This window comes from Aerococcus sp. Group 1, from assembly GCF_000193205.1.
GTDB lineage: Bacteria > Bacillota > Bacilli > Lactobacillales > Aerococcaceae > Aerococcus > Aerococcus urinae_A.
Genome location: NC_015278.1, coordinates 276568 through 298757, shown reverse-complemented (window position 1 = coordinate 298757; position 22190 = coordinate 276568). Strand labels below are relative to the sequence as shown.

Sequence of the window (22190 nt, the reverse complement as noted above, 5' to 3'; positions counted from 1 at the left end):
GAAGGATCAGTGAGGAAGACTTCTTGGAGCTGCTTAAAATAGCATAAAAGCCTAAAACCAGCGCCTGCCAAAGCTTGAATGAGCTTAGGGGGCGCTGGTTTTTTGTTGGTTTGATTTCTTCTACCATTTACTAATAAGTAAAAGTCCACTCATAAACAAAGGATGAGTGGACTTTTTGAATTCTCTTAGTGAATCGTTACTTTGGTACCAATGGTAATTTCTGGAAGCTCTTTGTGTTCCACATAGATGGTTCCGGCTAAGTCCGCTTCAGTGGAATTATCGAAGCGTACGGAGATGTGGCCTAAGTCAGTCAGGTTCTTCTCTACGACGCTACCAACAGCAGTGATTTTATAGTCTTGGTCATCAAAGGAGATGGTTTGCCCTGCTTCAATAGTCCCTTGGATAGGATTAACGTCGATATTATAGCAATAGTCAGCTAAATCAGCGGGGGCGTCTTCTCCAAAGAGGATGATCATGTTTTCACTTTTAAATAATTCAGCATCGGCACCAATATTTTTTACTTCTGTTTGATAAATAGTCATCGTAGATTTCCTTTCTGTACTTTTGTTTGATGAGCGCAATTCTTCTTCGATTAGCTATAAAGGCCAATACTTGCTAACCATGCCACTAGGACACGAGGTACACCGTTTAGGAAACGGGAGTAGAGGATAGCAGGCACGCCGACTTCAACGGTTTCAGAAGAAGCTTCAGCTAAACCTAAACCAACCGGGATAAAGTCACAACCGTTTTGGGTATTGATGGCAAAGAGAGCAGGTAGGGCTAGTTGTGGAGGAATATTGCCCTTACCAATTTCCACCCCAATTAAGGTCCCAACGATTTGGCTGATTACCGCTCCCGGTCCGAGTAATGGTGATAAGAATGGGAGGGAGCAGACAAAACCAATGACTACTAAACCAATACCATTCCCAGCCAGTGGGGTTAGGGCCCGGGCGATCCAGTCACCAACCCCTGACCCTTGGATAAGTCCAATCAGTAAGGAAACAAAGGCCATGAAAGGAATCACGGTATGTAACATGGTTTCAATGGCTTCCCGGGCGGATTGGTTGAAGACGGCAACAATTTTACCAGCACCCATCCCGATTTTAGCGATAAAGCTAGGATTTTCAGTTTGTTCGGTAATCTTCTTGGAGGTGTCGTAGCCAGCCTTTTCTCCACTGCCTTCCGCTTGGTCAGCTGCTTGGCTAGCCGCTACTTCACTAACTGGTTCTTGACTCCCATCGGCTAGGCCAATTTGGTTGATGCCAACATTGGAGACATAGATCTCTTCAGTGATGTATTGGGCAAGAGGACCGGACTTCCCAGTAGCGATAATATTAACGGTAGGAATCCCCTTCTTGGGATAGATCCCGCAGCGGAGGGTTCCTCCACAGTCAATAATAGCTAGGGCAATTTCTTCATCAGGAATCGAGGTTTTAAAACCGTTAACCGCTTCCATCCCAGAAAGTTCTTCAATACGGTCCACAATGGCTGGACGTTCGCCGCCACCAACCACATAAATGAATTTGTGTTTTTCTTCAGTTGGGGTGATGACTAGGGGACCACCGAAGCCACCTGACCCTTTAACAATTTTTATGCTTTTGTATTCACTCATGATAATTCTCCTTAATTAATGTCCCCATCAACGGTTTTTGAAAGGGTAATCCCTTGTTGTTTACATACACGCGCGGTGATAAAGTCGGTGACCCAACCACCAACAAAGTTCATCACTAACCCCACTAAGAGGTAACGAATCGCTAGTTCCATTTGGTTCAAGCCTAAAGCTTCAATCCCTTGGGCAACCCCTAGCCAAACGAATAATTCACCAGGGTTAATATGAGGGAAGACCCCGTTGGATGTGTGGCAGAATTGCATTTGTGCGGCAATGTAACCGGGTTTATAGAATTCAGGCAGGAAACGTCCCATAGTCATTGACATGGGGTTCCCTAACATAAAGGCAGACACAAAGGGTAGGATCATGTAACGGGTAAAGACATTCTTAGAGGCCACCCGGGCTAAGCTGGTCACGCGTTCTTCCCCTAAGAGGTTAATCACAGCGTTCATGGCAACCATTAACATTAATACTAGGGGAACAATGGACCCCATCCAGGCGATGAAGTTATCGGCACCGGTTTGGAAGAGGTTCATGAACCCTTCCGCAAATTTAACAATATATTCCATTTTTTATCCACGTCCTTTAACTTTATTTGACAGTGTGTATTTCATCTGTGTGGCAAAATTGCCTAATTGTTTGAAGGTGGATTGCGGTTTTTCTTCCTTGTAGTCACCGATTTCCACCCGAATGTAGACTTCACGGGCGTCTTCCATGGCAATTTGAGTTAATTTATTTTCTTTCTGTACCAAGGGATGCTTGCGATCGATCAGATAGAGATCTTGACCAATATATTGGGGGAGACGTTTAAATTTAGCCAAAACTGTAACCCCTTGCATCTTATAGGCATCAAGAATCTTGGCTTGGTCATCGACCGCAAACATGACGATCGTGCCCTGGCGAACCTTGCCAGACCGTCTCCCGATGGCGACTTTGCCTTGTTTACGCAGGTCTTGGTAAACTTGGTTAAAGTGTTTGATTTGCAGAAAACCAAGAAAGGCTTGGCCTAAGTAGGCCAGTAAGGCCATCCCTCCAAATACGATCATAAAGCTCACAATCCGTCATCTCCTTGTAAAATATCTTGAATGTCTTCCAGCGAATGCGTAGTTTTTAATAAGGCCTTTAAGTCCTGGTTGTTAGCCACCGAAAAAATAGCTTCATAGATATTAATCAGTAACTCATCCATGACTTGGTTGGTCTGACTAGGAATTCCTAAGAGAAAGACCAGGTCAATGGGCCGACCCTTTTCTTGGATATCGGCTTCCACTTGGCCGATCAATAGGATAATCTGACCAAAATCATCAACCACTGTATGCGGCATGGCGATCCCCTGGTCAAAGACCGTATCACTAATGGCCTCCCGGTCAAAAATAGCTTGTTGGAAATCCGATGAAATCCCAGTCTCTTCAATCACCTGGTCAGTCATCACTCGGAGCAAGTCTTCGTAACTTTCCCCTTGGTCTAAAGTAACAAAGTCCAAGTAAACCAACTGGGAGAAGAGAGGATTATGCCGTTGGACACTATACCACTGTGAGCGGATATAGGACTCATCGAATAAGTTATCTAACTGGATGATGGGCCGTTTGATCTTGGCCTTATCCAGGGGAATCGTCGTGAAGATGGCAAAGTATTGACTAGGATCTTCCTGGCTAAACTCCCCTTCTGAGAAAGTGGATAGCTCTAAACTGGTCCCTAAGATGCGTTGAATCTGCATCTTGATCAAACGAGCTGTCCCCTTACCGGTGTGACACACAATGGCAATTTTTTGACTTTTCAAACTCACTTGCCGGCTGATGACCAATTCGAAGTAAAGACTCAGGTAAGACAGCTCAATGCCTGGTACCTCACGGTCTAAGACTTCTTCCAAGACCTGGCCAGTAATCTCTGCCAGGGTGAAGGATAGCGGGTATTGTTGCTGGACTTCATGGAAGAAGAGATCATCACTATTGACCCGGAATAACAAGCGATGAATAAGAAATATTAAATGATTGCGCATAGCTTGGTATAACTTTTCCTGGTCAAATTCAATAGCTAAGTCACGTTGAATCGCTTGGAGCACTTTTTGGTAAACCTGGTCAACAAAGGCTGAGTTAAAGCTATCCGGCACAATGTCTTCCTTATTGTAAATATTAAAAGGATAGGCCAAGTACTGGTATTCATAATGACTTAGGGTGAGGTTGAAATAATCTTCAATTTCAGCAATAAAGACTTCGTAGTCTTCTTGTCCTTGTAAGAAATTCTGGTAATGAGGCATCTCACTCATCAAACCGTGCCCTTGACGGACACGGAGTAGAGTGACATAAACAACTTTTAAGAGTAAATCCTTGGTAAAATTGGTCATATTAAAATTAGGGGCCAAATTCAACAAATGCGTCTTATCTTTTATAATAAATTGGTCTTCCTTGAAGTAAGAAAGCACAATATTAACGTAGGCCGTTCGGATATCGAGCTCATCGCCCTCCAGGGTCAAGCCCTTATTGGGCGTCCCCACAATGGTGAGATTGTAGTCAGACAGGATTTGGCGGAGGTGGTTGATATCATTATTCACCGTCCCACGACTAACCATGGTCACTTCAGCCAGGTCATCAATAATGACTGGCTCTTGGTCTTCAATCAGCTCTTTAAGGATATAGGCTTGCCGCTTATTCGAAGAATTAAAGTCGGTCTCTTGGCGAAATTTCCCTGCCAGAATTTTCTTGAAAGCAGCAAAATCTTCAATAGTCAAATGATAGACCTTATCTTCTAATGTGATTGTGGCAATCCCTTCCAGCTCCTGGTTAAGAAGTTGGATGTTCTTTTTTAAGGTTTGGCGACTTGTCTTCAGCCCCGCTTCAAACTCCGCTTGGGAAATTTTGGGGTGCATATATAAATTATTTAAAATTTCATACCAACGATCAACAAGTGTCATAACACCACTCCTTAACTAGCCTCTTGTTTTGCCTCCAGCGACATTGAGGGTTACGCCTGTGATATAAGAAGCACGGTCAGAGATTAAGTAAGCTACCGCATCAGCGACTTCACTCAGTTTCCCGCTGCGGCCTAGTGGCGTTGTTGTGGTCTTTGAATAACCTGCACGGAGGTCGTCCACAGTAATCCCTCTAGTATAAGAAAGTGATTCTTCATAAGCTAAAGTTCTCAAACCAGTTGCTTCCAAAATCCCAGGTGCTACACCAACCACGCGCACATTATGCTTACCTAATTCCTTAGACCATGACCGGGTGAAGGAGTAAACTGCTGCTTTCGTTGCTGCATAAGGGCTTTGGCCTTCGGAACCTTCCAGTCCTGATTCAGACCCCATATTGATAATCACGCCTTGACCCTTGTCTACTAAGATCCGACCCACCGCTTGGGCAACCAAGAAGACACCTTTTTGATTGATAGCTACCATTTTATCAAATAATTCATCATTTAATTCATATTTTCCTTTAGGATCTTTAGGATCAACTAATAAACGGGGCACATTAATCCCAGCATTATTAACCACAGCGTCCACAGTACCGAAGTGGTCCACCACTTTTTGGACACTGGCTTCTACATTTTCTCGTGATGACACGTCGGTTTGAACGAAGAGTAAGTTGTCGTGTTCGACATGGTTATCTGAAATGTCAAAGTTGGCTACCTTACAGCCATCATTCAAGAGTTCTTCCACCACGGCTGCCCCAATCCCTGAGGAAGCCCCTGTGACAATAACCACTTTACCTTCAATACCTAACCAATTTTCCATAATCGATTCACCTCTCTAAATTTTTTTGTTCTTTTCTTTACGCTTATTATTGTAGCGGTAAGCGCTATCAAAATTAATACAAGGTTTTTTCCCGCGATAAAAAAAGTCTTTGACTAATCCTTTCAATAAAAGCGCTGACATTTTTGATATTTTTAGTAAACTATAGATAGAAGTGATGGGAAACTTTGCTTGGGAAAGGTTTCGAGTGAAGTTTTCTGAAGGATTCGAAGAAAGGAAGAGTTGAATGAAACTTGTTTTAGATACCGCCAACTTAGATAAAATCAAAGACTATGTGGCCTATTTACCTGTAGAGGGCGTCACCACCAACCCCAGCATCTTGAAGAAGGCAGGTAAAATTGATGTGGTCGAACGACTGAATGCCATCCAAGAAGTGATTGGTGCCGATAAAGACCTCCATGTCCAAGTGGTGGCTAAGGATTACCAAGGCATTGTGAAGGATGCCCATGATATCTTAGAAGCGGTTAATGACCGAGTATGTGTGAAAATTCCAGTGAATAAGGAAGGCTTGCAGGCCATCAAAACCTTAAAGGCAGAAGGTGTCCGCATTACCGCTACCGGCATCTATTCTAAAATCCAAGCCCTCCTAGCTGCCGAACTGGGGGCTGATTTCCTCGCGCCTTATGTGAACCGCATGCTCAATTTAGATACCGACCCCTACGAAGTGATTTCTTCCGTATCTTATCAATTAGCACGGACCAATAGTGCAACCGAAATTCTTGCAGCCTCCTTTAAGAATATTAACCAAGTGACCAGCGCCCTAGAAGCTGGGGCTCAATACGTGACCGTTGGGGACGACGTTGTGGATAAATTTGTGGATAACGCCAACATTCAAAAAGCGGTCACTGACTTTTCTGCCGACTGGACCGCTATCCATGAACGGGATAGTTTTGTTTAAATCATGCCAATTTATAGAAAAGGAATTAAAGATGCTTGATAGTAAGAAGATAAAATTAGTCATTTTTGACCTCGATGGCACCTTAGTAGATACAGAGAAGATATACCACGCTGGTTGGCGCCATGTCTTAAAGGATTATGGGGTAAGTATTAGCCAGGAAATCCTGGATCAGATGCGGGGAGGAAACCGCCAACACAATAATCATATTATTCAAAATCTCTTAGGCGGAAATGAAGACTTAGCTAAGAAAGCAAGAGAAAAACGGAACGTTTACTTTAAATATGCTATTAGTGAGGGGAAAATTGACCGTAAAGATGGAGCTTTAGAACTATTGAAATATCTAAAAGAAAAAGCCATCCCAATTGCTGTGGCGACTTCTTCACCACAAGATCGCGGAGAAAGCGTCTTAAAAAGCAGTGGTCTAATGTCATATATCGATTTTGCAATTTACGGTGATCAGGTTGAAGGTGGCAAACCAAATCCCGATATTTATCTCAAAGTCTTAGAACATTACCAATTAAACGGGCAAAAAGCAGTTGCTTTTGAAGATTCTTTGAATGGTTTACTGGCAAGTACCCGGGCTAAGATTCCTACTTATTATGTGCCAGAAGTTCCACTAAAGGATGAAGACTTGGAACAGATAGATGAAGCCTATTTAGTCGGTGTTTATGCTTCTTTAATAGAAGTAAAAAATGAATTAGAAAAATAAAATATAAAAACCAGCGCAGAGTCTGGGGCAAAAGTCTCAGGATCTTCGCTGGTTTATTTTTTAGCAGCTATTCAGTAACTGACCATTATTCCACGTCCAAAAATACTAGGTCATTGACATCAACAGCTATATCATCAGCAGAGGAAATAACCTCAACGACCATTTCCTTCTCATATTTGAACTGAACTAAATACTTGATATATTGCCCCATAAATTGCTTGTCTGTAACTATTCCTGGGATCCCCTTTTCTTGCTTGTTGAGAATAAATTCTTCTGCTTTAACCGGATAGATATTACGCTCAACAAAATAATTATCAATTTGCTTTTTCTTCCACAGGGCCTTTACCCCATTTTCAGGGGTGAATTCTCCCCTATTCCATGTTCCTTTCACTATGGACGATCTCCCGATGAATTGGGCGACAAAGTCATTAGCCGGGGCATGATAGAGATTATAAGGGGTATCTATTTGAGATATTTCGCCATTGTTCATCACGACAATGCGATCTGCTAAAGCCATGGCTTCTAATTGATCATGTGTCACGTAGAGAAAAGTAGCTCCAACGGTTTGGTGTATTTTTTAATTTCATGAATCATGGAATCTTTTAAATAGGCATCTAAGGCACTGAGGGGCTCGTCCATGAGTAAAACATTTGGGCCAGAAACCAAAGCTCTTCCCAGAGAGACACGCTGTTTTTGTCCCCCAGATAATTCATGAGGATAGCGATTTTTAAGATTCTGTAGTTGGAGCATGTCTAAAGTTTTATTGATTCGTTGCTTTTTTTCTTCCTTACTAAATTGCTTCTCAAGTACAGAGCTATTTAATGGGTATAGTAAATGCTCAAAGACTGACATATGTGGCCAAAGAGCAAAATGTTGGAATACCATGCCAAACCCTCTTTCTTCCACAGGCACACTTTCACCTTCCTGATAGAGAAGTTTATCCCCTAATTGAATGGTGCCTGCATCTGGAGTTAAAAAACCAGCGATTGACTGTAAGAAGGTCGTCTTCCCGCAACCTGAAGGCCCTAAAATAGCAATGAATTCACCCTTATCAAATGAAACAGATATATTATTCAATGCCACATTATTCCCATAGGTCTTACTTAACTGAGTAATTTTCATTTGATCCGTCAATTGATTTTTCCTCCTTGCCTAGTAAATAATTTCTACAATATAAGAGTAATAAAATGAATAAGGTCAGTAAAACAGAATAAGCTTGAGCAGTATTGACATCGCCACTGGTTTGTAAATTATAAATCGTTAATCCAATCGTTTTCGTATTGGCAACAGCTAACAAGGAGGATAAAGTTAATTCCGTCAATGCACTGCTAAACATTAAGAAGGAACTCGATAATAGTTGCCCTTTCATCAAGGGTAAAATAATCCTGCGCCAAATTTGAGGCTTCTTTGACCCTGAAATCTGTGCCGCTTCTTCCAAGTAGAAAGGAATACTAGTAATCGCTGTGGATGAGCCGTTAAAAATCACCAGGAAGTAGCGTGTGATGTAAGCAATAAATAGGATCAATAAGCTGCCATAAACATTAGGGATGTTACTCCAATAAAGAATCATGCTTAAAGCCAGAACAATCCCAGGCGTTGAATAAGTAATCGAGGCGCCCAGCTCCAATAAGGATGTTGCTTTTGAATCGATGCGTGACTTGTAATAGGTGGCAAAAATACTTAACATTAAACAGACTAAAATGGCTAAGGTCGTTAAGATAAAGCTGTTCCAAAAGCCGTTATACATGGAAGGAGTTTGGAAGATAAAGGCATAGTTGTCCAAAGCCATATTGGATATATCAAAAATACTTCTGCTATAACCAACTTGTAAGGATGAGAAGAACATAGTTACTAAAGGAAGAATGTTTAATGTGAGTAAAATGATAAACATTATTCCTTCGAGCGTTCTTCTATATTTAGAACTTAACTGAATACGATCATTAGCGCGAGGTCTCTGCGTATCAATAACAAGAGATTTTCTTAGCATATAAGCCCTAAAGGCTACTCCAGTAAAACCAATAACTGACAAAATGATAGAGAGAACGGCAGCCTCATTAAAGCTATGCGACCCAAAACCAATCGCTTTTTCGTAAATATAGGTACTTAACACAGGAATCCCACTAGGCGTTCCCAATGTAGAAACAATAGCAAAATTATCAATAGCACTTAAGAAGGCTAAAATAATCCCATTTGCTATTCCATACTTAGCGGAGGGCAAGTTGATATTTTTAAGCGTTGCTACCATGTTATATCCAGATACACGCGAAGCCCATTCTTGTTCAATAGGAATTTTCTTTAAGATATCAATGACATTTAAATAGACAAGAGCGGCATTACTAAGTCCTAATATAAAGATCATTCCCCCCATTGAATACAAATTGACAATAGGAAGTTCTAACTGAGTTAAGAGGCTATTAATTGGACTATTAAAGGCAAAAACAGATGTCCAAGATAGCGTCATAATATAACCCGGAATAACAAATGGCAGAATGGTTAATAGTTCAAAAGTTCTTTTAAAGCGAATATTGGTATAGGCAACAATGATGGCTACCAATAGACCCAAAATAAAGGAAATACAGGTTGATCCAATGCCTAATATTAAAGTATTTTTAATGGCTTGAAATGTACGGTTTGATTCGAAAATAAGCAAAAAATTGTCAAAACCAAGCCCGGTTGGTGTCTCAATCCCCTTCATTATTATGGTAAGTAAGGGGAAGATAAAAACTATTAAGGCAATAAAGGAAAAGATAAATCGCCAAGATAATTTGGAATGTTGCTTTTGCATGATGTTCACTCTTTCATATAAAGAAAAGGCTAAAGACAAAACCTTCCTTAACCTTTTCCTCTGTCTATTCAATTAAATAATTTTTATTGACCGAATAATTCTGCAAATCTTTCCTTATCTGCATCACGTGTTTCCAATACCTTATCAGAGTCATAGCCCATGGTTTTAATATCAGAAACCCCTTTTAGCCCCTCAGGTGCTTGAACGCCTTCACGAACTGGTGTGTAACCAATTTCTGCAGTGACTTCTTGGCCTCTTTGTGAAAGAATAAAATCAACAAAATATTGGGCTAATTCTGCATTTTTCGCCCCATTAATAATTCCGATCGGCTCTGTAACATAGAGAGCTCCCTCTTCTGGGTAAACAAATTCAATAGGTGCCCCATCGTTTTTGGCGCGGATTGCCATATAATCCACTAACATCCCCATGCCTTGCTGACCATTAAGTAGCGCATCTCGAACAGTCCCATTCCCTTGCCCGACAAAGACATCGTTAGCTTTAAGGTCTTCATAGAAATCCCAACCCAAATTACCATCCTGGGTCAAGATCGATAGGTTTAGAGAAGCCGCTCCTGAATACAAGGGACTTGGGATCATTGGCATGCCTTTATACTTGGAATCAGTCATACTTTTAAAGCCTTCGATTTCATTAGCATCTACCATATCTGTATTCACTGCTATACCAGTCACAATTAATTTTGTCCCTGTATACTTAAAATCAGGATGCACATAGTCGCTAGGAATCTTATCAAGTTCAGGGGACTCATAGGACTGAAGCAGATCTTCATTTGCTAATTGATCGAATGTAAAACTATCCGAAACAAGCAATGCATCTGCTAAAATGTCTCCAGTCTCCTTTTCCGCCATAACTTTTGAAATAACTTCTTCGGTACCTGAACGGAATATATTCACCTTTATATCGGGATACTCTTTATTGAATTCTGCAACCAATTTATTGATGTCTTCTTCAGGTTGAGAAGTATAAAGAACAAATTCACCTGAAGCAGAATGGCTTTCTTCGGATTGACCTGAGCTCGATCCCGTGTTGTTTGAATCACTAGGCTGCTCAGCTGTAGAACAACCAAAAAGAAAGATAAAAGTAAACAGTAATAATAAGGGTTTAAACAACTTTTTCATTACACGAATCCTCCACAAATTAAAATGCTAGTTATCCGTTTATTTGGCGACGCTACAATAAAATGATGACAGTTAGAGCTTGCCTGACCTTTATATAATAGATATCAGTCGAATAGCATATTTTCTCTTTACAGGAATGCTTACTTTCTGACACCACAGTTTCTTTTTAACAAATTCATTGTAGCAATTTCATGTAAAATTGAAGTAAAAATACAATGTAGTTTACGTTAAGCTGGCGAAAAATATGTAAAGAAATCCAAGTAATATAATAAATATTATTCAGTTATATAAAACAAAACATCGGGAAACATAGGTTGAACAGCTTTTTGTAAATTTTTCTTTATTGTTGGGTGGTTAGTATACATTTGGAGGTATTTTTGAATAGAAAAGATTCAGAAACAAAAACTATAATGAACTTTGAGTTAATTCTCATCCCGAGTCACTCAAAAAAAGGCCGAGTTGGTATCACCCAACTCGGTCATAGTGTTTATCTTCTTTTCATTATCTTTATAAATCCAAATAATATCAGCGCTAAACCAAATATAATACTTAAAAGAGGCCTAGATACAGTGTAGCTCATGCAAATAATAAAAAGTCCAAGGGCTATTATAAACAAATACCACTTTAAACGATTATTATTCACTATTACTCTTCCTCTTCTACAGTCTTAACTTTATTGGCATTCAGTACAAATGGAATATAGATTAGAAAAGCAATAAACATATTAAATAATGAAACTAAAGCTGCTCCAATACTTCCCCCTGTAGCTAAATAGGCATATAGTCCTGGTGGAGTAATCCAAGGTACTGCTAAGAATACAGGAGGTATCCAACCGACTGCTGTTGCAAAGTATGCTATACCAGCGCAAATTGGTGGAATAATAAGCCATGGAATAACGAATAATGGATTTAAAACGATAGGTATCCCAAAAATCATTGGTTCATTTATATTAAAAACTCCCATAGGGAATGACAGCTTGGATACTGTCTTATACTCTTCGCGTTTTGAAAAGAAGAAAATGGCTAAAATTAAGGCTAAAGTCACTCCCGATCCTCCCATTTGACAATAGGCATCAAAGGAGCCTCTTGTCCAGGTCCATGGTAATTCGGCAATACTTCTTGTAGTCTCATAAACCGCGGTATTTTCATTTAAAGCTGCTAAGTAAATTCCATCCATAATAGGAGCTAAAACATTATGCCCATGTAAGCCAAAGAACCAGAAAAGTTGTACCAAGAAAGCTAATAATATAACGCTTCCGGCACCTTGAGAAAGTCCCATTAAAGGTTGTTGTACATATGTAGAAATTAAATTATTCAAAGGTATTCCTGATAACTTATAAACACCGTAGGCTACTATTGAAGAAGCATATATTGCTATAAGTCCTGGTATAATAGCTGCAAATGCTTTGTTAACAGCAGGTGGAACACTCTCAGGTAATTTAATCGTTAGATTTTTCTTAGTTAACCAAATATAGATCATTGTTGAAAGAAATCCAATAGCCAAAGCGGTGAATAAACCGGTTGCTCCAACATATGATAGTTGAATAGCTCCTAAGCCGCTAGCTTCCATGAGAGTAGTTCCATCATTTTCTGTAATGGTTAACCCTATATCCTTAAGAACATTTACTGCTTCATTACTTGCTCCACTAATATCCGAAGAAATAGTTGCAATTTGTGGAATAGTGGCAATAAATGATGAAAAAGCAATAATACCACCAGATAGACCATTTACTTTATATGCAACTGATAAATTATAACCTAGTGTAAATACAAAGAATAAGGCCATAATGGTAATCGTTCCAAAATATACATAGCCATTTATATCTATAAGTGGTTGGACTGTATTTACAAAATTATCCCAGCCTAAATTAGTCGGTATATCTCTAAAGAACACATTTAATAAGACTGCAATTGATCCAGCCATAGTAATTGGCATCATTGCTACAAATGAGTCACGAATTGCTACCAAGTGCTTTTCAGAGCCTATTCGTCCGGATATCTCCATAAATTTATCTTGAAAACTCATTTTTATCCCCCATCACTTTATCTTCACTTTCAATAGCTCTATCCGCTATATAATCAAGCCTGTTTTCTATATTCTTTTTTAGCCTCTTTTTCATAAAAGGAAGTAATAATTTATAGTTGATTTTTGTAAAGAAATCTATATCTTCTAATTTTTCATTATAGGTCACACCAATTGAATTACTATCTTTTTCTTCAATTGAATAAGTGATCACTTGGCTTCCTCTATTTGACTTAATTAAACTTTCGTATATTTTAAATGGTTCAAATTTTGTTATTTCAACTCTTGCCTGATTAGCATTATTCTTACCAAAGTTTTTTATGTATTTTAATCCTTTTAGAGACTGGTCAGAAGGAAAAATTTCTCCTGTATTCACCTCAAAATCATTGATTGCTAATTTTTTCAGCTCCAAAAAGAAAGCTTCAGCCGTTATATGGTATATTCTCTCTACTTGCATGACACCCACCTAGTTAGCTTCCTGAGCTTTTCTTTCATAGACTTCGACAATTTCTTTAGCGAGATCAATAAAAGTGATAGCTGTCATTAAATGGTCCTGTCCATGAATCATTAATAAATTGATATCCAATTTTTCTCCTTGCGCTTCTGCCGTTAGAAGACCAGTTTGAGATTTATGAGCAGTATTTAAAGAGACAGTTGCTTCTTTAAATTTTTCTTCTGCCAAGATAAAATTATTTTTTTGGCAGCCTGTATAGCTTCAATAGCCTTTCCTTTAGCATCACCTGAATACATGATCAATCCCATGATGTCTTGTAGATATTGTTCATCGCTCATTTGCTACTTCTCCATTAATTCAATAGCTGCATTGAGAACTTTTTCCCCATTCATGGTCCCATAGTCTTGCATATTAATAGAATCCACTTTTAATTTGTCTCCGTATGCTTTTTCATATTCATTCTTCATAAACTTCACTTGAGGGCCAACTAGTAAGACATCAATATCTTTATTAGCAACATTCTCCTCTACTTCAGAAAGTGGTATAGCAAAAATATCAAAATTTTGGTCCAGTTTTTCTGCTGCTTTTTGCATTTTAGTGACTAATAAACTTGTAGACATTCCAGCATTACATACGAGCATAATCGTTTTCATATATATACCTCTTTCTTATTACAAACTTAAAATTTTTAGCATTATATTTTTAAAATCATTATAGTTATTAATGTTTAGAAGCTCATCTTCAAGGCTCTTATTTTCTATAATCTTTGCTAAGGAATTACTTACTTGCCTCATATTTTTATTATTGGTAATCGAAGGAGACAATAAAAAGATAAATCGTATATTAGGGTTTTCGCTATCCCAATATAGGCCCTTTTTTATAATCGCTACTACAATTTTTTCATCTTTAGTTAAAGGCTTTGTCGGATGTGGAATAGCTAATATATTATTAAAGATAATAGGCCCATACGTTTCTCTTATTTTGATTTCTCTTAAAAACATCTCATTAAAATTCGTTTGAGGGTTGTCTTCCAATAGTGCAATCATGTGAGAAAGCATTTTTTCCTTATTTATGTTTTCTTTATGTGTAACAATAAATCGATCTTCGCTAAAACAATTATAGAAAACATATTCATTCTGAATATTTTCGTATTTATGGTCACTATTACTTAATTTTCTTTTATTATCTGTCTTTATATTTACAAATTTTTTTATATTTCTAATATCAGAGTCATTTATGATAACGCTTACATTTATAACCGGAACAGGTAAGTAAAGACCGTCAACATTTATAGAAGAGATCACTAAATCTACTTCATTTAAAACCTTCTTATCCAACTCATAATAGCTAATAACTTTACTTATGGATAAGGCATTTCCAAACTCACGTTCCAATCGGTTCTTCATAACTTGTGCACTACCAACACCAGTGGCACACATAATAAGCACGCGTATTTTTTGACTATTAGAATATCTTTCCATCGCCGCTATCATGTGTAAAGTTACATATGACCATTCATTATCGTTAATGGGGTAGTCTAAAATATCAGCTATCGATTGGAAGCTCTTTTTTGTTATTGCTAATTCTTCACTGTAGTATTTTTCAACATCGCGTAGTACTGGATTGGAAATTTCTATTTGATTTTGTAAACGAATTAATAATTGATTAAAGTGATCAACTAGCCCCTTATAAAGTATGGAATCATTTTGTATCCTTCCATTCACTAATTCAGAAAAATTATTAATAGCTGTTTTTATTTCTTTATCAACTTCCGTATTTTTGATGCTTAATTTTTTATTATTCCTTGAAATTAGGTGAATAGATATATACTCAGCTTCAACTTCCGGTATACGAATATCTGGAAAGGATCTTACTAAACGATCATATATATTTTTTGCTACCTGATAATTTTTTCCTTGCTTATCTAAATCATCAAGTAAATGTCTCATAAGCGTATTTCCATTCCTTAATCTTTGAACCATTAAGGCAATATGAACAATTGAATTTTCAATGACAAAGTCTGATACGTATAAGTCTGCATTACGTATCTCATCTAGTACGATAACTGTTATTTCTCCCAGATTAATCGAAGAATCAAAAACTGTATTCTGTAAATTAATCATAAAAGATGAATTAAATTTTCTAGAGAAGAAATAATCTATTAGAAATTGCCTTTGTTTTAATTCACTCCCCCTTATTTCTAACCCTTTTTTTGTGTTAACAACGCTTATGTCGTACTCGGCTAGTAAAGAACGAATATCAGCAATCAATTTAAACACTACTGTTGAACTAATATGAAGGTCTTGCTCAATCTCATTCCTTTTTAAAATCACGCTTTCTAAAAACAACTTATTAATGATATATTTTTTTCGATCGAAATTATCATCAACATTGGTCGCTATTTTATAATCAGCGTGTTTCTTAGTTTCTCGTTCACGAAATTCAGCAAAAATAACTGGTTGAGTAATGACTAGCTGATAGCCATTACCCTGTTTGGCTTGAATTTCTGCTCCATGACCTTTAAGACTACTCTTTAAAAAATTAGTGTATTTACGAATAGTTTTATCAGATGCACCTATTAACATGGCCATTTCTTGGCTACTAGTATATTGATTCCTGTCTTTCCATAAAATTTTCAGGATTTCCCACTCCTTTTTTCTTAAAATGAGTATCATCTCCTAAAATATACTTACATCTATTTTTAGCTATTCCATTCATTTAATATCATTTCCCATATCAAACTTAAAATTAGCCCATGGCTTTAGATTTTCAAGTAATGGAATATAATCACTATCTATTTGTCCGACGATATTAGTCTTATCAGATACTTCAAAAGGAGTTAGGGCGATTTGAAGTTCTCCTTTATATCGTTTATAAAGGTTATTATCAATCATGATGTCCCCCTTATGTACCTGTTTTGATTGCTTGATCGGTTTGATATCTGAATTCGCATATTTGACACGACTATTACTCGAACGAATCACATAATGGGAAATATCTCCGCGATAAACATGCATTGATTCCACAATTTCTTTTTCTATAGGAGAAATATCATTTAGCAATTGAGCCTGAAAAGTAACCGGTTTTTCAACTGCTTCACTTAGAAGTTTCATCTCTTCTTCACTCATAAATTGGTTGGCAACAATGACATTATCTATATTTCCTAAAGCCTTGAAATAATTAATTTGGTAATTTAAATTTTTATATCTATGATCTTCTAAAGTACATAATCCTTCGGCTAAAGGCCACGGCCCCTCATTACTACATGGGGAATTAACAAATGCAGATGTTTCAACCTCATAATCTCTAAAAAATTTAGTCATCTCTTTAAAATGTCTTTCTGATAAACCTGTATATCTTTTAGGATAAAAATTGTGACTTCCTGTAATATTATTCTTATCAGCACCCATCTCTATTAATTCTCTTAAAATTTCTGGATGAGTTGACATATTTAATTCAATTTTGACTCCATGATTATTATGTGTGAGCTCTGCGAGGTATTTTAAGGATGGAGCTTCATCTAAACGAATGATATTAATTCCATAGTTATTCAACTTCCCTATTAAATCTTCACTCCACCCAAGTCTATTTAAAACATCTGGATTAACATCTGCAACAACTTGAAAGTCTTCATTATTTAAAAACTCCAAAATTTTTTGGTACTTAGTAAAAGTTTCTGCATCGTTTATTTGTAGTAGAGAAATAAATATTCTTTTAAATCCAAATTTTTTTAACTTGGTTAAGTACTTTTCAATAGTCGAATAGTCATGGTACTCTGGATAAATTGCACATCCCAGCTTCATTGTATACGCCTACTCCTCAAATCCGTTATTTTCGCTTAGTTGTTTAAACCATTCACCTGATTTTTTTACAATCCTATTCTGTGTTTTTAAATCTAATTCAATGAGGCCATATCTATTTTTATACGCATTCAGCCAGGACCAACAATCGATAAATGTCCAAAGCAAATAACCTTTGCAATTAGCCCCCTCTTGGATAGCACTATGCAGTTTTTTCAAGTGCCCCTGAATAAACTCTATTCTATAATCGTCTTGGATTTGCCCATCAACTCTAAATCTATCCTCATCCTCAACTCCCATACCATTTTCAGTCAGAATCCAAGGGATATTGCCGTAATTATTTTTTATGTTAATAGCAATATCATAGACTCCCTGTTCATATATTTCCCATCCGCGGTAGGGGTTAAATTTTCTACCTGGCATTTCATAAGTATCATAATAATATTCAGGGCTAAAGGGCGCATCGCTATTTCTAACATTTACTGGCGCTTTTACCCTCAGTGGTTGATAATAGTTAACTCCTAAATAATCTACAGTATTTTCTGAAATGATTTTTAAGTCTTCTTTGTTGTAACTTGGAAGTAAATTATGTTCTTCTAATAATTCAATGAGTTCTCTTGGATACTCACCTTTAACCGATGGATCTAAAAAGCTTTTAGCTTGGAAGAGTTCAGCTATATTAGCAGCCTTTTTATCATAAGGGTGATCACTCCGCGGATATGCAGGAGTTAAATTTAAAACAATCCCAATCTTAATATTTTTATTAAAATCATGAGCTGACTTAACAGCTAACGAACTAGCTAATTGAGTATGATAAGCTACCTGTACTGCAGCTTGGGGATCGACTTTACAAGGATAGTGATATTGATTTAAATAGCCACACTCAACATGCACAATTGGTTCATTAAAAGTAATCCAATAATCAACATAATCATTAAATAACTCAATACAAGTTTGAGCATAATTTTGATAGGCGTAGACTACTTCTCTATTTTCCCAGCCACCAATCTTTTGTAGTTCCATTGGCATATCAAAATGATATAAATTAACCATTAATTGAATGTCCTCATTTTTTACTCTTTGGAAGACATCCTTGTAGAATTTGACGGCTTCTTCATTGATATCACCTGTTCCATTAGGAAATAGTCGTGCCCATTGGATGGAGGTCCTAAAAATTGTATGACCTGTTTTCTTTAGTAACTTTATATCAGATTTATAATTTTTATAAAATGTAGAAGTTTCACCCGGCCCAATTTCATTATGAAATTTAAACGGTTCTATTTTATACCAATAGTCCCATATATTATCTCCCTTGCCGTCTCCTGCTTCTCTACCTTCACTTTGAGGACCCGATGTTGAACTTCCCCATAAAAAATCTTTTGGAAACTTAATCATTCTAAGACTCCTTTCTATATTGATAAGGAAATAACTCTTTTTACATTATACTATTTATATTAAGCGCTTACATTTTAACATTTTCCTTAGCGATACGGAAATGTGCTGATGATAATTATTATATTTTTAATAAAAATTAAAACTTGATCGTTTTTGAACAAAGTCATTTCTTATAAGTTTATTAGATACTATTATTTAATTATTAATAGCTAAAATTATAGTAAAGATTAAAAATTGCTATGGATATCATATATTATATAAACTATATAATGGATAGGAATGCTACTATATGCTTTTAATAAAAATTGGTTCTCTGTCAAATAGTGTTGATAGGAATTTTTATAATTAATGTCATATCAGAAATGGTATGGCATTTTTTAATAGCTTCTGATAGGTGAAAAAGGGTACGATTAAAAGGCCTCTTGTTTCTTATTTTTTCGCCGTAGGCGAAGACAGAGAGTGAGAAAGCAATATTATAAATAATGAATAAATACCACAAAGATTATGCTGCTTCTGAAAAAGTGAGTGAACGAGGTTGGAAATCATTACATACCAAGCGAGAAGCCATTATTATACGTATTCTTAAATGATCAAAACGATGGTAGCCATAACCTGTGCGCTTGATCAGTTTCGTTTTATTGTTCATTCCTTCTATTGGACCGTTAGACAAAGTATACGTTAAAGCTTCACAAATACCTTCTTGATATCTTTCTAAGGTTTGAAAAATAGTTCGTACTCTACGTGGAAAAGTGTACTTCTTGACTTCAATGAGTAAGTCTTTAAATGACTGAATGTCATGGGTATAAATACTGTATTTTAGGCGATTAACATAGGTATAGGTACGTGACAATTCGGGAGATAAATTGATGAGGTAATCGACAATCATCTGTTCTGAAACGAGACCGTCAAAAAGTCGATGTGTATATAAGTTTTTATAGTCAAGTTCCCATTCATTTTTTAAAGGTAACTTCCATAACTGTTTTAATTTGCGATAATCACGTGGTGATTGATAGCGAATATGATTCATCAGTTGAATACGTACGGAGTTGATTGCCAGATTAAGATGTTGAATAACGTGAAAACGATCAAATAGTATCTTTGCATTAGGGAAACAAGCGCGGATAACTTCAATATAAGGGCTATACATATCAATCGTAACTATTTTGACAGCTTGTCGACTTTTGTAAGAAAAACGCATAAAGTAGTGGATTAATTCGTTCTTTTGTCGATTTTCAACAATATCAATTAACCGATGGTTTAGGGGATCAATAAAAATAAAGCTCATCGCGCCACTAACATTTTTCACTGATTTAAATTCATCAAAAGAAAGGCACTGGGGCAAATAATTAAATTTAGGTAGTAATGCTTTCCCTCTTTCTTCTAGAAGACGAATCACCGTCGATACAGAAACATTGTGTTGTTTACCGATAAGAGTCATCGCTATCGTTTCACTAAGAGCAAAAGTAATCGCAGTTTTTAGCGGTTTAGAAATATAGCAATTAGCTGCCTGTAGTGACCCCCAAAAGTTGGACTAAGAATTCAACTTTTGGGGGTTATTTTTATGTCTAAATATTCATTAGAATTTAAACTGAATTTAGTAGGAGACTATATTGCGAAAAAAGGAAGTTATCGAACCTTAGCTAATAAAGCAGGAATAGATCCTTCTATTTTACGAAGGTGGGTTAATAACTATTATGAATTTGGTGTAGATGGTTTAAAGAAAAGGCGGACTCAACAGGTTTATACTGTTGAATTCAAATTAAATGCGATAGAATTGTATGAAAGTACGGAAATGAGTTATCGCGAATTGGCCAATTCATTAAACATGAATAATCCAAGTCTAATCGCTAATTGGCGAAGAGCTTATCATGAAAGAGGACTTGATGGCCTTTCCGCGAGGAAAGGAAGGCCACCTAAAGTGTCTAAAAAGAAATCACAAATCAATCAAATAAAGGATAGCAGCGAAACCAATCAGTTAAGTGAAGCAAAAATAAAGGAACTTGAACAACGGATTACGGATTTAGAAATTGAGAACAAATTTTTAAAAGGATTGAGGAGACGTGTGGCTCAAAGAGTCAAGCGAGAAAAGAAGAAATAGTGACCGAAATCACACGTCTCCATGATGAAAAATATGCTTTAAAAGATATTCTTAGCGTTTTAAAGTTTCCTAAATCGACCTACTTTTATTGGAAAAATAAAGATGAGGAAATTGATAAGGATGCCGATTTAAAAGAGGAAATGAAAGACATCAGAGAAACCCATAAGGATTATGGTTATCGAAGAATGCGAGCTGAACTGCTTTCCCGTGGTTATAAGGTCAGTAAAAACAAAGTTCAACGCCTAATGAAAATTATGGGGATACAGGTCACTAGCTATACTAGAAAGACAAGAAAATATAATTCCTACAAAGGAACGATTGGAGAGATAGCGCCAAATCGTATCAACCGGCGGTTTGATTCGACCATTCCTTATCAAAAAATAACAACAGACACAACAGAATTTAAATACTACTATGCCGATGATTCTGGGAATTATCAAACTGGAAAACTCTATTTAGATCCTTACATGGATCTATTTAATCGAGAAATTATTTCTTTTAAGATAACACATCAGCCTAATGGACAAAGCATGTTGGAGGGGCTACAAGCTGCCATTGAAGCAAGTAAATTATGTCCATACAGAAGAACCTTTCATTCTGATCAGGGCTGGGCCTATCAAATGAAAAGTTACACCCGGCTCTTGAAGGATCACCGAATTTTTCAAAGTATGTCTCGTAAAGGAAATTGCTTAGATAATTCGCCAATGGAGAATTTCTTTAGTCTACTAAAACAAGAAGTCTACTATGGTCGGACTTATCATTCCTTTGAAGAATTAGCACAAGCGATTGAAGATTTTATAATCTATTACAATGGTGAAAGAATCAAAGAAAAATTAGATTTTAGGAGTCCTATAGAATTTCGTCTTCATCACGCTTCTTTCGCCGCTTAATGATTACACATAAACTTTAAACTTATCAAGAGCCGCTACGCTCTTCCTCTTGACAAGTTTAAATTTCTGAGTAAATGTGTCGGCAAGAAATAAGCAAGAACTGTAAGCAACAAAAAAGAGCTGGCCAAAGGCCAACTCACTATATATAAAGTCCAACTTATTGGGGTCACCATAGCCACTATGGGGGTTTCAGTATTAAAAGTCCTTTGGCAGTGCTTACAAAAGAAACGTTGCTTTTTAAGACGCAAAGTAACGGGTTGACCTCCATTAATGGTCGTTAGTAAGATATCGCTTGAATAAAATCCATTTTTAACGATATCAGCTTGTGATTCGTTGATATGTCCGCAATGGGAACAGTGAGAAGGATGGTTAGTTAAGGTTCCAAAAATAACCTTATGAATGATATTATTTTTCTTTTCCTCCACTACTTTATCTTCAATTTCAATATTTTCATCTTTTATATTAAAGAGATTTTGTATACAATTAGATTGAGTCATGGAATCCGCCTTTCTGTGTTTTGGATTGTATTTTCAGTATAGGCCTTCCATGGCTTTTTGTGTATCAAAAAATGGTGCCAATGAAGAGCCGTTGGCTCCCATCAACACCAAATATTATAGAACCTAAAAATTCCCCTAAGTTAGAACATCAAGTC

At 36.9% G+C, this 22190-nt stretch carries 20 protein-coding genes and 2 pseudogenes; 3 read left to right on the top strand and 19 right to left on the bottom strand.

The genetic code is table 11. The annotated features are described in order from the left end of the window. Positions 1-185 precede the first annotated feature (185 nt). From HMPREF9243_RS01425 to HMPREF9243_RS01400, 6 genes are read right to left on the bottom strand one after another with little or no spacing between them, the layout of a single operon-like run. Positions 186-542: a PTS glucitol/sorbitol transporter subunit IIA gene (locus tag HMPREF9243_RS01425; RefSeq protein WP_013669789.1), complete on the bottom strand. Its 357-nt coding sequence runs from the start codon at positions 540-542 to the stop codon at positions 186-188. Positions 543-592: 50 nt separating this feature from the next. Further along, a complete protein-coding gene (locus tag HMPREF9243_RS01420; protein WP_013669786.1) occupies positions 593-1612 on the bottom strand; it encodes a PTS glucitol/sorbitol transporter subunit IIB in 1020 nt (339 codons plus the stop codon). A gap of 11 nt (positions 1613-1623) precedes the next feature. Beyond that, positions 1624-2178: a PTS glucitol/sorbitol transporter subunit IIC gene (locus HMPREF9243_RS01415; protein WP_013668738.1), complete on the bottom strand. Its 555-nt coding sequence runs from the start codon at positions 2176-2178 to the stop codon at positions 1624-1626. A gap of 3 nt (positions 2179-2181) precedes the next feature. Next, entirely contained in the window at positions 2182-2664 is a 483-nt protein-coding gene (locus HMPREF9243_RS01410; RefSeq protein ID WP_013669146.1) for a transcriptional regulator GutM, read from the bottom strand. Beyond that, positions 2661-4517 carry a PTS sugar transporter subunit IIA gene (locus HMPREF9243_RS01405; RefSeq protein ID WP_013668538.1) on the bottom strand — a complete coding sequence of 619 codons (1857 nt, stop codon included), beginning with the start codon at positions 4515-4517 and terminating at the stop codon, positions 2661-2663. Before HMPREF9243_RS01405 ends, HMPREF9243_RS01410 begins: the two co-directional genes overlap by 4 nt. Before the next feature lie 15 nt (positions 4518-4532). Continuing rightward, positions 4533-5333 (bottom strand): SDR family oxidoreductase, encoded by an 801-nt coding sequence (locus tag HMPREF9243_RS01400; protein ID WP_013668910.1) that lies wholly within the window; start codon positions 5331-5333, stop codon positions 4533-4535. 244 nt (positions 5334-5577) lie between these two features. Here HMPREF9243_RS01400 and HMPREF9243_RS01395 point away from each other — a divergent pair, with 244 nt between their 5' ends. Continuing rightward, positions 5578-6249: a fructose-6-phosphate aldolase gene (locus HMPREF9243_RS01395; protein ID WP_013668667.1), complete on the top strand. Its 672-nt coding sequence runs from the start codon at positions 5578-5580 to the stop codon at positions 6247-6249. Between the two features lie 31 nt (positions 6250-6280). Beyond that, complete coding sequence (locus HMPREF9243_RS01390; RefSeq protein WP_013669795.1) at positions 6281-6958, top strand: HAD family phosphatase; 678 nt, start codon at positions 6281-6283, stop codon at positions 6956-6958. Between the two features lie 85 nt (positions 6959-7043). On the opposite strand, the gene HMPREF9243_RS09730 is transcribed toward HMPREF9243_RS01390, so the two are convergent. The 12 genes and pseudogenes from HMPREF9243_RS09730 to HMPREF9243_RS10175 all read right to left on the bottom strand — a co-directional run. Next, entirely contained in the window at positions 7044-7499 is a 456-nt protein-coding gene (locus HMPREF9243_RS09730) for a TOBE domain-containing protein (protein WP_049776714.1), read from the bottom strand. Next, positions 7496-8092 (bottom strand): ABC transporter ATP-binding protein, encoded by a 597-nt coding sequence (locus HMPREF9243_RS01385; protein ID WP_155811968.1) that lies wholly within the window; start codon positions 8090-8092, stop codon positions 7496-7498. Before HMPREF9243_RS01385 ends, HMPREF9243_RS09730 begins: the two co-directional genes overlap by 4 nt. After that, positions 8058-9743: an iron ABC transporter permease gene (locus tag HMPREF9243_RS01380; protein ID WP_013668678.1), complete on the bottom strand. Its 1686-nt coding sequence runs from the start codon at positions 9741-9743 to the stop codon at positions 8058-8060. The genes HMPREF9243_RS01385 and HMPREF9243_RS01380 overlap by 35 nt, the downstream gene beginning before the upstream one ends. Positions 9744-9826: 83 nt before the next feature. Further along, positions 9827-10879 carry an ABC transporter substrate-binding protein gene (locus HMPREF9243_RS01375; RefSeq protein WP_013669987.1) on the bottom strand — a complete coding sequence of 351 codons (1053 nt, stop codon included), beginning with the start codon at positions 10877-10879 and terminating at the stop codon, positions 9827-9829. Positions 10880-11524: 645 nt separating this feature from the next. Next, a complete protein-coding gene (locus HMPREF9243_RS01370; protein ID WP_013669046.1) occupies positions 11525-12904 on the bottom strand; it encodes a PTS sugar transporter subunit IIC in 1380 nt (459 codons plus the stop codon). Next, a complete protein-coding gene (locus tag HMPREF9243_RS01365; protein WP_013669806.1) occupies positions 12888-13358 on the bottom strand; it encodes a DUF3284 domain-containing protein in 471 nt (156 codons plus the stop codon). The genes HMPREF9243_RS01370 and HMPREF9243_RS01365 overlap by 17 nt, the downstream gene beginning before the upstream one ends. A gap of 9 nt (positions 13359-13367) precedes the next feature. Next, a pseudogene (locus tag HMPREF9243_RS01360) lies at positions 13368-13693 on the bottom strand (PTS lactose/cellobiose transporter subunit IIA). Between the two features lie 3 nt (positions 13694-13696). Further along, entirely contained in the window at positions 13697-14014 is a 318-nt protein-coding gene (locus tag HMPREF9243_RS01355; RefSeq protein ID WP_101560566.1) for a PTS sugar transporter subunit IIB, read from the bottom strand. Positions 14015-14026: 12 nt separating this feature from the next. Continuing rightward, complete coding sequence (locus tag HMPREF9243_RS01350) at positions 14027-15946, bottom strand: PRD domain-containing protein (protein ID WP_230082311.1); 1920 nt, start codon at positions 15944-15946, stop codon at positions 14027-14029. Positions 15947-16069: 123 nt separating this feature from the next. Further along, on the bottom strand, positions 16070-17158 hold the full coding sequence (locus HMPREF9243_RS01345; RefSeq protein WP_013669528.1) for a DUF871 domain-containing protein: 1089 nt from the start codon (positions 17156-17158) through the stop codon (positions 16070-16072). Positions 17159-17167: 9 nt separating this feature from the next. Beyond that, on the bottom strand, positions 17168-18550 hold the full coding sequence (locus HMPREF9243_RS01340) for a glycoside hydrolase family 1 protein (RefSeq protein WP_013670014.1): 1383 nt from the start codon (positions 18548-18550) through the stop codon (positions 17168-17170). A gap of 502 nt (positions 18551-19052) precedes the next feature. Then, a pseudogene (locus tag HMPREF9243_RS10175) lies at positions 19053-20045 on the bottom strand (ISL3 family transposase); the annotation flags it as partial. 66 nt (positions 20046-20111) lie between these two features. Between HMPREF9243_RS10175 and HMPREF9243_RS10170 the strand changes: the two are divergent. Then, positions 20112-21538, top strand: a protein-coding gene (locus HMPREF9243_RS10170; protein ID WP_101560582.1) for an IS3 family transposase whose coding sequence is annotated in 2 segments (ribosomal slippage) — positions 20112-20622 and positions 20622-21538 — 1428 coding nt in all. Because the reading frame shifts where the segments join, the coding sequence is not laid out codon by codon here. 35 nt (positions 21539-21573) lie between these two features. On the opposite strand, the gene HMPREF9243_RS01320 is transcribed toward HMPREF9243_RS10170, so the two are convergent. Next, on the bottom strand, positions 21574-22035 hold the full coding sequence (locus HMPREF9243_RS01320) for a transposase family protein (protein WP_013670036.1): 462 nt from the start codon (positions 22033-22035) through the stop codon (positions 21574-21576). Between the last annotated feature and the right edge of the window lie 155 nt (positions 22036-22190).